We start from the raw sequence: 13,397 nt of genomic DNA on the forward strand, positions 1-13,397 counted from the left end.
GTTACCGGCCAGATGTCACCTATTTCATATACCAGATCTTATAAGCCAGACCTATTTCAAAAGCGGCGACCAGGCCGGGTCAGAGGCCGCGCCATTGGTCACCACACGGCGCAGGTTGCGCCCGGAAATATCAACCGAGTAAAGCGCCGGTGCCCCGTCAGCCCCCTGGCTTTCGCGGGTGAACATGATCACCCGGCCATTGGGCGCCCAGGTCGGCCCCTCGTCCAGGAAAGAGGCGGTCAGCAAGCGTTCTTCACTGCCATCGGTGCGCATCACGCCAATATGGAACCGGCCCGCGTTTTGCTTGGTAAAGGCAATCAGATCCCCGCGTGGGCTCCAGACCGGCGTGCCATAGCGCCCCGGACCAAAGGAAATCCGCCGCGCTTCCCCCCCTGTGGCGGGCATGATGTAAAGCTGTTGGGTGCCCGACCGGTCGCTTTCAAACACAATATATTGTCCGTCCGGCGAATAGGACGGCGCGGTTTCGATTGACGGGGCTGAGGTCAGGCGTTGCTCCCCCCCACCGTTCAAATTCATCGTGTAGATGTCGGTGTTGCCGCCAGCAGAGAGCGAATAGACCACGCGCTGCCCGTCGGGCGAAAAGCGCGGCGCAAAGCTCATCGTGCCCTCTTTCGATGACAAAACGCGCTTGGCCACATTGTTCACATCCAGCACATTGACCTGCGGGAAACCGCTGTCATAGCTGGTGTAAAGCACCTTGTCGCCAGTGGGCGAAAACCGCGGGGCCAGCACCAGCGAGGAACTGTCGGTCAGGAACTGCACATTCGCCCCGTCATAATCCATGATGCCCAGCCGTTTCAGGCGGGCGTTTTTGGGGCCGCTTTCCGAGACAAACACCACCCGGCTGTCGAAATACCCGCTTTCGCCGGTGATGCGCGAATAGACCACATCCGCCACTTTATGCGCCATGCGCCGCCACGAGGATGCCGCCCCGCCAAATTGCAGACCTTCCCCCAGTTGCTGGCCGGAAAACACGTCAAAGACCCGGAACTTGACGGTGATATTCCCCCCCGACTGGCTGACCGCGCCGGTGATCAGCGCCTGGGCATTGATCGCGCGCCAATCTTCATAGGCCACGGGGCTGGCAAAACTGGTGATGTTGGAAATGAACGCTGTAGACGGGATTTCCCGAAACAGCCCCGTGCCCGCCAGATCCGCCGCCACGAGGCGCGAAATGTCGCGCGCATAATCGCCAGCCCCGCCCGTTTCCGCCTGAAACGCCGGCACCGCAAACGGCAGGGGTTCAATGACCCCATCGGTGATCTCAATCCGCAAAGGCCCATCGCTTTGCGCCTGAACCGGAGCGGCGGTAAATGTGGTCAATCCGGCCAGAACGGCCAGTCCCATCAGCTTGGGTATCAGCGCGGTCATTCGCATCGCAGTCAGTTTCATTTGATCCTCATCTTGTCCGGGTTGAAGGTCATCTCAATTTCGCGCCATTGGCTGTATTTCTCTTGCGGCAGATCATAGCCTGTCCGCCCGCAGATCAAAATCGCACGGCGCGCGGCCTGATATGCAATATCAGCGGCCCCTTGGCTGGGGCCTTGCCAATCCACCATGCGCGTGCCGGTGGGTTTCCCGTCGCGGGCCATGTCGACCATGACAACAACCGTGGTGCGCATCGCGTCCGACGAGGCGGTGCCGAGGCTCCAGCATTGTTGCACGGCAAGGCGCAGCCCCTCTTTTTCGCCACGGGTCATCGGCGGGCCTTCGGGCACGTTCTGGGCCGGGCGATCCTCGTCCCCTCCTGCCACGGCATCGCTGACCGCATTGGCCACGGCGTTTGCGGCGGCGTTGCTGGGCGGCGCGGGGTCAGGCTCTGGTTCGGCCACCTCGGTCGGTTCCGGCTCCGGCGCAGGATCAGGAGTGGGCGCGGGCCGGTTAGGACGCGGCGCAGGGCGCGCAGATCGTACGGGCGCGGCGCTCACGTCTTCCTCAGGTTCGTTTGCCTCGGTCACAATCTCGGTTGTCGCCGCTTCGGGCGCAGTGGGTGTCACGTCGGGTGTTGGCGTCGCCTCAGGTTCCGGGCTGGGGGTTGGGGCCTCAACCACCTCAGGTGCCACCTCGGCCTGCGGGTCAGGTTCCGGCGCAGGTGTGGGGGCCACGCGCGGAATGTCCTGAAGGGCCGGTTCCGGCGCAGGCGGTTCGGGGGCGGGTTCTGGTTCCGGGACCGGATCGGGCGCAGGCGGCTCCGGGATCGGCTCTGGCTGAGGCTCTGGCTGAGGTTCAGGTTCTGGTTCTGGGTCGGGTTCCGGCACAGGTTCCGGATCTGGCCGCGCAGGCGGCACCGGCGTTTCAACCGGCGCAGCGGGCGCTGGCGCAGGCGGGGTTTCCGATGCGTTTGCCTCGCCACGCGGGGCGGTCAGGGCGGCAAACTCATCCTCGGTGATGAAGGACACATCAGATACCCGCAACTTCACCTCTTCGTTTCGCCACCCAATCAGCGATCCGAACAGAAGCCACAGGATCAAAAGCGCGTGCCCTGCCCCCGAGATATAAAGCCCCGTGCGCATCAGCGCCTAGCCCCCTTGCCCATCCAAAGTCGGTCCGCCACCATCGGTGACCATGCCGATATTGGTGAAGCCCGCAGCATTCAAGGCCCCCATCACGGTGGCAATTTCCGACCAGTTCACCGCGCCGTCCGCGCGCAGGAACACCTTGTTGTCCGAGCGTTCCGCAGCGACGGCGCGCAGCTTGCCAATCAGTTCCTCCTGCGCGATCTCGGTCTTTTGCAGCATCACCCGGCCATCCGCGTCGATGGTGATCGTCAGCGGTTCTTCTTCCACGGCCGGAAGCGCGGTTGCGGCGGTTTTCGGCAGCTCCACCGGCACGCCCACCACCATCAGCGGCGCGGCCACCATGAAAATGATCAGAAGCACCAGCATCACGTCAACAAAGGGCGTGATGTTGATCTCGGCCATCATCCGGCGGTGTTTGCCCCGGCGACGGCCCCGGCGGGCGCGGCGGTCAGCGCCGCCCTGGTTTACAGCGGCCCCCATCTCAGCTGTCCAACTGTCGGCTGAGGATGGTGGCGAACTCGTCGGCAAAGGCTTCGTAGCCTGCAAGGATATTGTCGCTGTCCACGCTCAGTTTGTTATAGAAGACGGCGGCGGGGATCGCGGCCAGAAGACCCAGACCCGTGGCCAAAAGCGCCTCGGCAATGCCTGGCGCCACGACCGCAAGGTTGGTGTTTTGTTGCTGCGCGATCTCGATAAAGGCGTTCATGATGCCCCAGACCGTGCCAAAAAGTCCGACAAAGGGCGCGGTGGACGCGGTGGTGGCGAGGAAGGACAGGCCTTTGTTCAGCGTCTCACCTTCCTTGGCAATCGCCACATCCATCGAGCGGTCAATGCGCGACTGGCCGCCTGCGATCAGCCCGCCATCCGCGCGGTGCGAGCGACGCCATTCGATCATGCCCGCGGCAAAGACTTTCTCAGGGGCCACTTCGGGCGCGGGACCAACCTTGTCAAAAAGCTCGTCCAGCGGTTCCCCGGACCAGAATTTGCGGTCAAACTCCGCCGCCTCGGCCCGCGATTTGCGATAGGCGATCAGTTTGGTGACGATAATGGCCCAGGACCAGAAGGAGGCGACGATCAGCACGATCATCACCAGTTTCACGGTCAGGGTTGCGCGAAGGAAAAGGGCCAGGAACGAGAAATCGATCTCCGTGGCCGCTGCAAGCGTTTCGGTTTCCATAGCTTTGATCTCTGCCTCTAGGTCGCCCTCTTTGGGGCTGTTTTGCCTGCAAATTAGCGCAATGGCACGGGGAAAGCTATCAAAACCGCGTCATCTGACAGGATTTCGCCGTGTTAATTCACCCGGCGGCGGAAATTCGCCGGAAGGCGTGTGGGGTGCCCATCCGACAGGCAAACGATGGTGACCTGCGCTTCAAACAACAGCTCTTCACCCCGTTTGACCCGCTGATCAATGACCAGCCGCGCACCGGTCACAGTGTTGATCACGGTTTCCACCGTCAGCTCGTCATCAAAGCGGGCCGATCCAAGATAATCGGCCTCAAGCCTGCGCACCGCAAACACCTGCCCCTCGTCGCGCATGGCGTTTTGATCGACGCCAATCTCACGCACCCAATCAGAGCGCGCCCGTTCGATATAGCGCAGGTAATTGGCGTAATAGACAATGCCCGCCATATCGGTGTCTTCGTAATAAACGCGGATCGGAAACTGGTGCATCGGGGCCTCAATCTGGTTTGGTTTTCCGAAGCTTAAAGCGTTTCGGTTTTACCTGACACAGGAAAAACCGAAACGCAGCAAGAGATATCAATGTCGTGGACGTTACGGGATAAACATGTGCCTCAAGTTTATCCCGTAACGCTTTAGACGGAGAGGTGATATTCCGCCAGCACGTCATGTCGCGCGCCGTCCGCGTGCAGTTCGGATCGGTAGAGGGCAAAACTGCCAAGCGTGACAGGCGGCAGGTCCACCTTTCCAAACACTTCCAACGCCCGCCCCAATGCCAGCTGATCTTCCGGCAGGGGCCTGCGCGGCAAACGAGCGATGGAAATGTGTCCGCGAAACTTGCGGTGGGGCAATGTCAGGCCTGCGCGTCTTGTGGCGGACATCACCTTCTTTTGCAAATCCTCCGCCCCCTCCGCCCGAATCGCCAGCACGGATGGCGTTTTGCCGCCCAACGGTTCCAGCCCACGCAAAGACAGGGTGATCGGCGCAGACTGGAGCTGCACCAATTCTTCGTGGAGCGCTTCCAAGGCGTCGACCGGTTGCTCATCCAGAAACGCCAGCGTCAGATGCAGGTTCTCTTCCGGCACGGCCCGCCCGACTTTCATCCGCGCTGCCAGATTAGCCAGCGCAGCGGTCAGATCGCGAGGCAGAGGACAGGCGATGAAGGCGCGCATCTTGAAGTTATTTCCCTAAGTTAGAGACCAATAATGCGCAGCAGCAGTGGCAATACAGACAGAGGCCCAAATTCGAGCCCCCCATTCCGTCTTATCTCCAAGCAAGCCTTCTGACACCAGCCCCACCCGCACACTGCGCGCAAGACTGTATGAGAATACACAGCAAGCTACCAGAATTGGCCCGAGAACGAACAGCAATTGCAAATTGTCAGGCAAAAATGAGGATAGGATCACCAAGAGCACGCAACTCAGCACAAGAGACACTGGTATCAGCTTGTCACGCCGCCCTAATCCGCCAAGCAAACGCCATTTCCCCTGTAGCGGAGTGCCAAACAGGATGATGAAGAAATAGGCCTGCGCCTTGCAGATAAAGTAGGCCGCCACCGCAAGCAAAGGCAGGACAAACCAGTCTTCCATCTTAGCCCTCTTGTGTTTTCGACACCTGCAATCGCGCGCTCAGCCGCAGCGCATGGCTGGCGTCATCCGCAGCCACCGGCATCACCGGATCATAGGCGGCCGCAACGATCCCCGCCACATCTGGGCGCAGGATCACCTGGCCGGTTTCGGGCAGCACAGCCAGCGGGCTTTTGGTGGAAAACGCCCCGTCGCCCCACAAAAGCACCGCCTGAACCGCCTGGGTCAGCGCAATGGTTTCGGCGGGTTGTTCGCCCATTTCACCCGCCATGCAGACAAAGACGAAACAGGCCTGTATGGCGCCGTCGTCATCAAAACGGAAGGCGCGGTATTGGCTGGCCCCTGCCCCTTTCAACCGCGCAACCAACGGGTCAAGATCCGGCACCATCTTGTCCAGGTTCGGCACGCCCAAAAGTTCGTCCCAGTTGCGAAAGAAAAACACCATCAGGTTTGCGCCCAGCTCGGGATCGGTTTCGGCCATTTTGTGACCGGCCAAGGCCACCACCGCCTCAACCGCGCCCTTCACAACCTGAAGCGTCTCTTCCTCGACCCCAAACACCACCGGCACAATCGGCCGACCCCAGCGGGCAAAGGCATAGGCCCCATCCTTGCCCGTGAAATAGGTCTGAATTTCTTCTGGTGTCATGGCGCTCCCCTCATCTGGTCACTCTGCATCAGCCTCCATAAATTCTCGCGTCCGCCCGTGCAATCAGTCACACTTTTTTCTTGTCAGAAATATCCCCGCCGGAGGCCAGAAAATCAAATCAGGACGTCACTTCCCAAACAGATCGGTCTGTGACTTCTCGACCACCTCGGGCGCCTCCAGCCCCAGATGCCGCCAGGCCTTTTGCCCCAACATCCGCCCACGCGGGGTGCGCTGCACCAACCCCTGTTGCAGGAGGAACGGTTCAATCACCTCTTCCAGCGCATCGCGACTTTCCGACAAAGCCGCCGCCATGGTTTCGATCCCCACCGGGCCGCCGCCGTAATGCTCCGCCATCAGGCCAAGATAGCGCCGGTCGGCCCCGTCAAGGCCCAGATGATCAACGCCCAGCCGTGTCAGCGCATTGTCTGCAATCGCGCGGGTGATCCGCCCGTCGCCTTCAACCACGGCGAAATCCACCACGCGCCGGAGCAGCCGCCCGGCAATCCGCGGTGTGCCACGGGCGCGTTTGGCGATCTCGCGCGCGCCATCATTATCCGCAGGGCTGCCCAGCTTCACCGCGTTGCGCGTCACGATCTCATGCAGCTCATCCACCGTGTAGAACTGCAACCGGGTCGGGATGCCAAACCGGTCGCGCAAAGGCGTGGTCAGCAGCCCCAAGCGCGTGGTGGCACCTACCAGCGTGAAGGGCTGCAGCTCGATCCGCACCGTGCGTGCGGCGGGGCCTTCGCCGATCACCAGATCCAGCTCAAAATCCTCCATCGCCGGGTAAAGCACCTCTTCGACCACGGGGTTCAGCCGGTGGATTTCGTCAATGAACAAGACGTCATTGGCTTCAAGATTGGTCAGGATCGCCGCCAGATCGCCCGCTTTGGCCAGCACAGGCCCGCTTGTCATGCGAAAGTTCACCCCCAGCTCGCGCGCCATGATCTGCGCCAGCGTGGTCTTGCCCAGACCAGGGGGGCCATGAAACAGCACATGGTCCATCGCCTCGTTGCGACGCCGCGCGCTTTCGATGAAGATGCGCAGGTTGGCACGCGCCTCGGCCTGGCCGATGAAATCGGTCAGCCGCTCGGGCCGCAGCGCCCGGTCCTGATCCATCGCACGATCTTCGGGGCGCGGGTCGGGGCGCAAGGTGGGGTCTGGTTCGCTCATGTCAGTTCTCGTTTAGACCGAAATCACGCGTATGCAAGCGCTTCTTCCAGCTGTTTTTAATCGCGACCACATCCTCGACCACCATATCGGGCGAAACGCGCTCGAGGATTGAAAAGCGGAAATTACGTGGATCACGAAGCTTCAACGCGGCTGTCACCCCGACCTCACTTGCAACATGCTGGCACCAGCGGCCCAAAAGATTCTCTTTGCCATAGGCCGATCCGACATAACGCTGTCCGTCGGTTTCATCCAAGATCAGATAGACCCCGCGCCATTCTCGCAATGCGACGCGCCACCTCTCCGGCAGGGCCTGAAGCAGCCCTGCGTTCAAGCTCATGTGCTGCCATGGCGGAGGGGGCACATCAAACCTGCTTTCCTGATGTATTGCGAGGATGGGTGCATCGAGGTTTTCGGCGAGACGAACATAGGATTGAGTGAGACGAACCTGAATAACCAGTCGACCCTGTAGTGACCGAAGCTCATCGATCAATTGGAAATCAAACCATTTCCATTGGGTCCAGCCAGGTACTTTCAACTCATCAAAAGTCCCGAATGTCTGATGCATCCACTGCACCTCAGGATCAGTCTCGATTTCACCCCGAGGGCGCATTGTCCCGCCGTCATTCAGATAAAGCCCCGTGAACAGCATGGCGGAAGTTCCCTGATCCGAGCCAACACCCGTTTTGACAAAGCTCGCAACATAGGGGCGACCCTGAGAGAGCGCGCGTTCCGCAGGGCCATTGGCGCGGTGATATGCTTGATAGGTTTCCATTGCCTTTCTGCGCGTTCGAACAAGCCCCGGCAGATGCTCCTGCAAGCCCCCACTCCGTGGAGAATGCAGCATGATATTCACATCTTTTGGGCATATCTCAGCGCGTTCGAGAACATCCTGAAATGTAAACATCCGCTACCCTTTCGGGGCCAGCAATTTCAACGCGGCCCGGATCAGACTGGCGGTGTCCGCGTCGGGATCCTCGCCCATCGCCTGCGCCACGGCCGACGCCGCATCGCCCGGCCCGTAGCCCAGATTGCCCAGGGCTGAGAGCGCCTCGGATTGCGCGGCGGCATTGGCGGGGGGGGCTTTGGCGGCGGATTTCGGTTTCGCACTGGGCGCAGGGGGGTCGATCACCTCGTCCACGGCATCCATCGCATCAGAAAGCGACCCACCCTGCCCGGCCATGGCCATGACCGATGCCGCCTTGTCCTTCAGCTCATTCACCACACGTTGCGCCGTTTTCGGCCCAACCCCTTTGGCGACCTTCACCGCAGACCAATCGCCCAACGCAATCGCCCGGCTGACGCCATCAGGGCCAAGCGCAGACAGGATCGCCATCGACGCTTTCGGCCCGATCCCCTGCACCGAGGTCAGCAACCGGTGCCATTCCTTCTCGACCAGCGAGGTAAAGCCAAAGAGCTGCAGATTGTCTTCGCGCACCAGAAGATCGGTATAAAGCGCCACCGCCTCGCCGGGCCTCGGCAGCGTGGTCAGGGTGCGGTCGGAGACATAGACCAGATAGCCCACGCCACGCACATCAATCAGCACGTGATCCTCGGCGCGATACTCCAGCACCCCTGCAATTTTACCAATCATGCGCTTGCCTTTCTGAGGACGTCCCTTAACCGCCCCGCGCTTTGCGCGTGAAAGGCGTGGCAGATCGCAATGGCCAGCGCGTCGGACGCGTCGGCCCCGGCCAGCGTCACGCCGGGCAGCTGCATCTTGACCATATGTTCCACCTGTTTCTTGTCCGCGTGCCCCACGCCGACCACGGCCTTTTTCACCGCGTTGGGGGCATATTCACCGATCTGCAGGTTAAATTTTGCGGGCACCAGCATCGCAATGCCGCGCGCCTGGCCCAGCTTCAGCGTGCCCACCGCATCCTTGTTCACAAAGGTATGCTCCACCGCCGCCGTATCCGGCGCATAGGTGGCAAACACATCGGACAGTTGTTCAAAAAGAGAGAGGAGCCGGGGACCAAGATCGGTGCCTTGCGAATGGCAGATCCCATTGGCCACATGGCGCATCTTCACGCCTTCGGTGTCGATCACACCCCAACCGAGGTTGCGAAGCCCCGGGTCAATTCCAATGACGCGCATCTGCCGCCCTGCTCTTGTTGTTGTTAACTGCGAATTAGCACGAAACGAGAACATGCACCAGTTCTTTCACCTGTCCAATCCGGTTTCCAATGAGATGTGCCGAAAACGACACCGTTGGCGCGGTGTGGTGTTTTTGGGAAAGTCATGGAATGGTTGCGAATGTCGGCTTTGAGCCCACTTTCACCGATGCTGCGCTGCGCACGAATGTCCGGTCTTCGAGCGACGGCCAAAACGTGACAAAATCAAACAGAGTTTTGCCAAGGGTTTGTGGCAGAAGATTTTCCAATGATTTCGGTCGCATCTCCGAGAGTGACAAAAACGACCGTTTTTGGCCAGATAGTTTTGTCTAGGGGTTTTTGGCACGAGGTTGCAACACCGAGCCATCTTGCCGTTTCGACTATAGCTTGCGCTTTGCGCGGTTTATTCTTAAGTCTCTAGTGAGAGCGATGATGATCGCTCTAGACGGAGATTTTATGAAAGAGCCCCGGGCATAAGCTCGTTCCCAGCTTACGGTTGTTGGAACGCTTAACATCTAGACTGCTCACGCGACAGGCTGAGCGGTCTTATGTTGCTTCTTCATAAGATCGAGAAAATCAGTTGAATATCTCAAAGCACGAACAGCGTGTTTTGCATGAACTTGCGCTTGGTGGTGCCATACATCACGAGCGAAACGAGAACGGCAAAATCCGCGAAATCACCTGCTACACGCGAGAGGGGCATATCCTGGCGGATTGTACCTTCCCGGTTTTCCTGCGGCTCAAAAAACGGCGCTTCATCCGGTCTCAAAGCGGACGACCGTATCGGGCGTCAAAGCTGGGGATAGAAGCCGTGCGCGCGCAGCTCAATCAAAGATAATCTGGTAAACTGATCCAAAGGAGGAACAAACGATGGAATTTACGACTGAATACAAAGACAAGGCAGGTGGCATCGTCGCGATGTTTTCGGACACCTTCACTACATCCGAGGGGCCAGAAGCTGGCGGACTGATCAAGGATTTGGTGGCCGATATGCTGTCTTCGCTGACTGCTGAAGACATCCACGTGTTTTCGGCAGTCGAGAATGCGGAGGTCTTGGCCAGCATCATCTTCACGCGAATGACCTATCCTGACGATGACCGAACGGTGTTCATCCTCGCACCAGTGGCTGTCTCAACCGGTCAGCAGGGCAAGGGACTTGGACAACGCCTGATTGGTCATGCTCTTCAGACACTGCGCGACACCGGAGTGGATGTTGCTTTGACCTACGGCGATATCAATTTCTATTCGAAGGTCGGTTTCGCTCAAATCACAGAATCGGATGCTCAACCTCCCCTGCCGCTAGAATATCCAGAAGGATGGCTAGGCCAAACTCTGACAGGCGAACCATTCACACCGCTCTCAGGGGCGTCCCGATGCGTCGGACCGCTTAACGATCCAGAGCACTGGTGAGGGCCTAACGCGCAAAGAAGGCATCCTGGCCAGAGGTTGGGGTGCTTTCAGTTTACATCGCACTGGTCAAAACTCATACGTTTCTGTCACCGGCGAAAACGACCGTTTTTGACACAGCCGAATCCTACTGAGCCGACCTTCGCGCAGCCGCAGCGAACTGGCGCTTCGTCCGGCAAAGAAGTCATTGAGATCTACCCCCAGAAGGCTTGGCAACCTTCCGAGCATGGACCTATGGGCGGGCGGGTCATGTTCATCTCTGGTTTTGCCCTGTTCTAAGTTTTCCCAACTCTTTTTTTTCCCTGTGCCGCAACAGATCTTGAAACGTCCCCTGCAAGCGCCGGGGGAGGTCAGGATATTGCCCAACTGAGTCGGGTTTTGGGCGTGTATGGATCGAGGTCCTGGTGGTGTTCCCCGCGCAACACCCTATGCAACGGAAATTTTTTTCCCTAACGATCCGTTAATTGCGACAGGCAAAATGGCCCATTTCTGACCATTTTCGACCGGCCGAAATCCGAAAACGACCACATGCAAAAAACGCATAGGTGTCATGCAATTATCGCGCTTGTCGCCGAAAAAAATCGATCCTAATTGGCGGACAAGAGCAATGGTGCTCTGACTTATCTTCTTGATCTAAGGACATGAGAAATGGCTGTCTTCGAACCCACCCTGCTGAACCATGCCGGTTCATCCTTCGGGGGCCGTCTGTCCATCGCTGTCCAGCGGGCCGTTGCCACGCTGACCGCCTGGAATGACGCGCGCTCGACCCGTAAAGCGCTGTCTGATCTGACCGACCGCGAATTGGCGGATATTGGTCTGTGCCGGGCTGACATCGAAAAGATGTAAGTGGCTCTCTGGGCGACGCGTCGCTCTCTCCCTGATGCGCCCCACCACTGATCAAAAAACCCGCGCCTGGCGCGGGTTTTTTTGTGCCGATCTGAACGCTTTAAGATAAACGGGCCCAGCAAAGATCTGCGAGGCCCGTTTGCGGTCAATTCAAAGCGGAGCTTAACGCGCCAGCGACAGGGCCAGGAAGCGCGGCTCGCCATTGCGGCGCACCAACAGCAGCATCGATTTGCGCCCCCCCTCGCGGGCGCCTTCAATCAGCTCTTCGAACTCGGCGATATTGCCCACGGGCGACTGCCCGGCCTCGGCAATGACATCCCCTGCGCGCAGACCCTTTTCAAAGGCTTCGCTGGCCTCATCCACCTCAGTCACGACCAGACCTTTGGCACCGGGCGCCAGGCCCAGCTCTTGGCGGCTGGCGTCATCCAGCTCGCGCAGGGTCATGCCCAAAAGCGTCTTCTGCGACGGTTCCGCCGGATCAGAGTTTCCACCGGAACTGTTCGAGGCAACGGCGTCTTCGCGACGACCCAGGGTGACTTTCAGCGTTTCGGTCTTTCCATCGCGCATCACCACAACGCGCACGGCTTTGCCCACCGGCGCATTGCCGACGATTTTCACCAGCTCGCGTGTGTTGGCCACATCCTGCCCATCGAAGGACATGATCACGTCACCGGCCATGATGCCGGCCTCTTTCGACGGGCCCTCGGGCACGTCATTGACCAGCACCCCGTCGGTCGAGCTCAGGTTCAGACCTTCCAGCATATCCTCGGTGATGTCCTGAATGCGCACCCCCAGCCAACCGCGGCGGGTTTCGCCAAATTCCTGCAGCTGGCCGACCACCTTGTCGACCACCACAGAGGACATGGCAAAGCCGATGCCGATCGACCCACCATTGGGGCTGAGGATCGCGGTGTTCACACCAATCACGTCCCCATCCATGTTAAACAGCGGCCCGCCGGAATTGCCCCGGTTGATCGCCGCGTCGGTCTGGATGTAATCGTCATAAACGCCGCCCAGGCCCCGGTTACGGGCCGAAATGATCCCGGCAGACACCGAGAACCCCTGCCCCAGAGGGTTGCCCACGGCCATCACCCAATCGCCCACACGCATCACGTCGCTGTCACCGAATTTCACGAAATCCAGCGGCTCGTCACTTTCGACCTTGAGCAGCGCGATATCTGTGTTGGGGTCGGTGCCGATCACCTTGGCGGGCAGTTCCTTTTCGCCGCCGAAGAACTCGATCATGATTTCATCCGCGCCTTCGATGACGTGGTTGTTGGTCACGATGAACCCGTCTTCGGAAATCACAAAGCCCGAACCCAGCGCCTGGCTGCGGCGCGGACGGTTGCCATTGCCCTGCCGGTCGCGATCCAGAAAATCGCGGAAGAACTCTTCAAACGGGCTGCCTTCGGGCACCATCGGCTGCGGGCCGGATCGGTTTTCCACGATGGTGGTTGTGGTGATGTTGACCACGGCGGGGCTGACCTGTTCGGCCAGATCGGCAAAACTGTCGGGGGCGCCGCGCGCCTCGGCCCGAAGTCCTGCGGCCAGCACCATTGCGGCGCTCATGATCATCGCCATGATGAACCGCGCGCCCATCGGGGACATGCGCGATATGGAAATTGCCTGCGCTCTCAAAACTCGTCTCCTCTTTCTCAAATCCGGTGAGGGCCGGCGGGTACTTGTGAGCACATCCGGCGGCCCGTTGCTGACAGTCTCTAGATAGGAACCAAAATGTGCAACGCAAATGTCTGCAAGGGGGATGTCACATCGCCTCACCCTCTTGTGATACCGATGCGCTGATGCCCAACGGCGAAGCCCTGCCGTTCGCGCCTCACCGACCCGCGGCCAACCTGCATTTTTCGCATATATCCCAAAGCATAAGAACGATTTTCAGACTATTTTAGCC

The 13,397-nt window shown here is 59.5% G+C and carries 16 protein-coding genes; 3 read left to right on the plus strand and 13 right to left on the minus strand.

The features are described 5' to 3' along the window. Positions 1 to 51: 51 nt before the first annotated feature. The 12 genes from tolB to ruvC all read right to left on the minus strand — a co-directional run bounded on the left by tolB (position 52) and on the right by ruvC (position 9,218). The gene (gene tolB, locus ACP15V_RS01215; protein WP_424942705.1) at positions 52 to 1,368 is read right to left on the minus strand and encodes a Tol-Pal system beta propeller repeat protein TolB; all 1,317 of its coding nucleotides are present in this window, start codon (positions 1,366 to 1,368) and stop codon (positions 52 to 54) included. A 41-nt stretch (positions 1,369 to 1,409) separates the two neighbouring features. Then, the gene (locus tag ACP15V_RS01220) at positions 1,410 to 2,534 is read right to left on the minus strand and encodes an energy transducer TonB (protein ID WP_424941860.1); all 1,125 of its coding nucleotides are present in this window, start codon (positions 2,532 to 2,534) and stop codon (positions 1,410 to 1,412) included. Positions 2,535 to 2,540: 6 nt separating this feature from the next. After that, complete coding sequence (gene tolR, locus ACP15V_RS01225; protein ID WP_424941861.1) at positions 2,541 to 3,020, minus strand: protein TolR; 480 nt, start codon at positions 3,018 to 3,020, stop codon at positions 2,541 to 2,543. A 1-nt stretch (position 3,021) separates the two neighbouring features. Continuing rightward, positions 3,022 to 3,717, minus strand: a complete 696-nt coding sequence (gene tolQ, locus ACP15V_RS01230) for a protein TolQ (protein WP_424941862.1) — start codon at positions 3,715 to 3,717, stop codon at positions 3,022 to 3,024. A gap of 113 nt (positions 3,718 to 3,830) precedes the next feature. Beyond that, positions 3,831 to 4,211 carry a tol-pal system-associated acyl-CoA thioesterase gene (gene ybgC / locus ACP15V_RS01235; protein ID WP_424941863.1) on the minus strand — a complete coding sequence of 127 codons (381 nt, stop codon included), beginning with the start codon at positions 4,209 to 4,211 and terminating at the stop codon, positions 3,831 to 3,833. Positions 4,212 to 4,354: 143 nt separating this feature from the next. Beyond that, positions 4,355 to 4,891: an RNA 2',3'-cyclic phosphodiesterase gene (gene thpR, locus ACP15V_RS01240; RefSeq protein ID WP_424941864.1), complete on the minus strand. Its 537-nt coding sequence runs from the start codon at positions 4,889 to 4,891 to the stop codon at positions 4,355 to 4,357. 15 nt (positions 4,892 to 4,906) lie between these two features. After that, positions 4,907 to 5,308, minus strand: a complete 402-nt coding sequence (locus ACP15V_RS01245; RefSeq protein ID WP_424941865.1) for a hypothetical protein — start codon at positions 5,306 to 5,308, stop codon at positions 4,907 to 4,909. A gap of 1 nt (position 5,309) precedes the next feature. Beyond that, positions 5,310 to 5,951, minus strand: coding sequence for a hypothetical protein (locus ACP15V_RS01250; RefSeq protein WP_424941866.1), 642 nt, complete (start codon positions 5,949 to 5,951; stop codon positions 5,310 to 5,312). A 126-nt stretch (positions 5,952 to 6,077) separates the two neighbouring features. Continuing rightward, positions 6,078 to 7,124, minus strand: coding sequence for a Holliday junction branch migration DNA helicase RuvB (gene ruvB / locus ACP15V_RS01255; RefSeq protein ID WP_424941867.1), 1,047 nt, complete (start codon positions 7,122 to 7,124; stop codon positions 6,078 to 6,080). Between the two features lies 1 nt (position 7,125). Further along, on the minus strand, positions 7,126 to 8,028 hold the full coding sequence (locus tag ACP15V_RS01260) for a GIY-YIG nuclease family protein (protein WP_424941868.1): 903 nt from the start codon (positions 8,026 to 8,028) through the stop codon (positions 7,126 to 7,128). Between the two features lie 3 nt (positions 8,029 to 8,031). After that, a complete protein-coding gene (gene ruvA, locus ACP15V_RS01265; protein WP_424941869.1) occupies positions 8,032 to 8,715 on the minus strand; it encodes a Holliday junction branch migration protein RuvA in 684 nt (227 codons plus the stop codon). Continuing rightward, the gene (gene ruvC, locus ACP15V_RS01270) at positions 8,712 to 9,218 is read right to left on the minus strand and encodes a crossover junction endodeoxyribonuclease RuvC (protein WP_424941870.1); all 507 of its coding nucleotides are present in this window, start codon (positions 9,216 to 9,218) and stop codon (positions 8,712 to 8,714) included. Before ruvC ends, ruvA begins: the two co-directional genes overlap by 4 nt. Before the next feature lie 627 nt (positions 9,219 to 9,845). Between ruvC and ACP15V_RS01275 the strand changes: the two genes are divergently transcribed. The 3 genes from ACP15V_RS01275 (at position 9,846) to ACP15V_RS01285 (ending at position 11,488) form a co-directional block, all read left to right on the plus strand. Beyond that, entirely contained in the window at positions 9,846 to 10,073 is a 228-nt protein-coding gene (locus ACP15V_RS01275) for a YjhX family toxin (RefSeq protein WP_424941871.1), read from the plus strand. A 32-nt stretch (positions 10,074 to 10,105) separates the two neighbouring features. Further along, positions 10,106 to 10,645, plus strand: a complete 540-nt coding sequence (locus ACP15V_RS01280) for a GNAT family N-acetyltransferase (protein ID WP_424941872.1) — start codon at positions 10,106 to 10,108, stop codon at positions 10,643 to 10,645. 645 nt (positions 10,646 to 11,290) lie between these two features. Further along, a complete protein-coding gene (locus ACP15V_RS01285) occupies positions 11,291 to 11,488 on the plus strand; it encodes a DUF1127 domain-containing protein (protein WP_424941873.1) in 198 nt (65 codons plus the stop codon). A gap of 162 nt (positions 11,489 to 11,650) precedes the next feature. Here ACP15V_RS01285 and ACP15V_RS01290 read toward each other — a convergent pair whose 3' ends face one another. Continuing rightward, complete coding sequence (locus ACP15V_RS01290; RefSeq protein WP_424942706.1) at positions 11,651 to 13,087, minus strand: Do family serine endopeptidase; 1,437 nt, start codon at positions 13,085 to 13,087, stop codon at positions 11,651 to 11,653. Positions 13,088 to 13,397: the final 310 nt, after the last annotated feature.

This window comes from Aliiroseovarius crassostreae (genome assembly GCF_049803815.1).
Classification (GTDB): Bacteria; Pseudomonadota; Alphaproteobacteria; order Rhodobacterales; family Rhodobacteraceae; genus Aliiroseovarius; species Aliiroseovarius crassostreae_A.

Coding starts and splice junctions, on each gene's coding strand:
- tolQ (WP_424941862.1), bottom strand. CDS start 3,717: ATGGAAACCGAAACGCTTGCAGCGGCCACGGAGATCGATTTCTCGTTC.
- tolR (WP_424941861.1), bottom strand. CDS start 3,020: ATGGGGGCCGCTGTAAACCAGGGCGGCGCTGACCGCCGCGCCCGCCGG.
- ACP15V_RS01280 (WP_424941872.1), top strand. CDS start 10,106: ATGGAATTTACGACTGAATACAAAGACAAGGCAGGTGGCATCGTCGCG.
- ACP15V_RS01220 (WP_424941860.1), bottom strand. CDS start 2,534: ATGCGCACGGGGCTTTATATCTCGGGGGCAGGGCACGCGCTTTTGATC.
- ACP15V_RS01290 (WP_424942706.1), bottom strand. CDS start 13,087: ATGGGCGCGCGGTTCATCATGGCGATGATCATGAGCGCCGCAATGGTG.
- ACP15V_RS01250 (WP_424941866.1), bottom strand. CDS start 5,951: ATGACACCAGAAGAAATTCAGACCTATTTCACGGGCAAGGATGGGGCC.
- ACP15V_RS01260 (WP_424941868.1), bottom strand. CDS start 8,028: ATGTTTACATTTCAGGATGTTCTCGAACGCGCTGAGATATGCCCAAAA.
- ruvC (WP_424941870.1), bottom strand. CDS start 9,218: ATGCGCGTCATTGGAATTGACCCGGGGCTTCGCAACCTCGGTTGGGGT.
- ybgC (WP_424941863.1), bottom strand. CDS start 4,211: ATGCACCAGTTTCCGATCCGCGTTTATTACGAAGACACCGATATGGCG.
- ACP15V_RS01245 (WP_424941865.1), bottom strand. CDS start 5,308: ATGGAAGACTGGTTTGTCCTGCCTTTGCTTGCGGTGGCGGCCTACTTT.
- ACP15V_RS01285 (WP_424941873.1), top strand. CDS start 11,291: ATGGCTGTCTTCGAACCCACCCTGCTGAACCATGCCGGTTCATCCTTC.
- thpR (WP_424941864.1), bottom strand. CDS start 4,891: ATGCGCGCCTTCATCGCCTGTCCTCTGCCTCGCGATCTGACCGCTGCG.
- tolB (WP_424942705.1), bottom strand. CDS start 1,368: ATGGGACTGGCCGTTCTGGCCGGATTGACCACATTTACCGCCGCTCCG.
- ruvB (WP_424941867.1), bottom strand. CDS start 7,124: ATGAGCGAACCAGACCCCACCTTGCGCCCCGACCCGCGCCCCGAAGAT.
- ruvA (WP_424941869.1), bottom strand. CDS start 8,715: ATGATTGGTAAAATTGCAGGGGTGCTGGAGTATCGCGCCGAGGATCAC.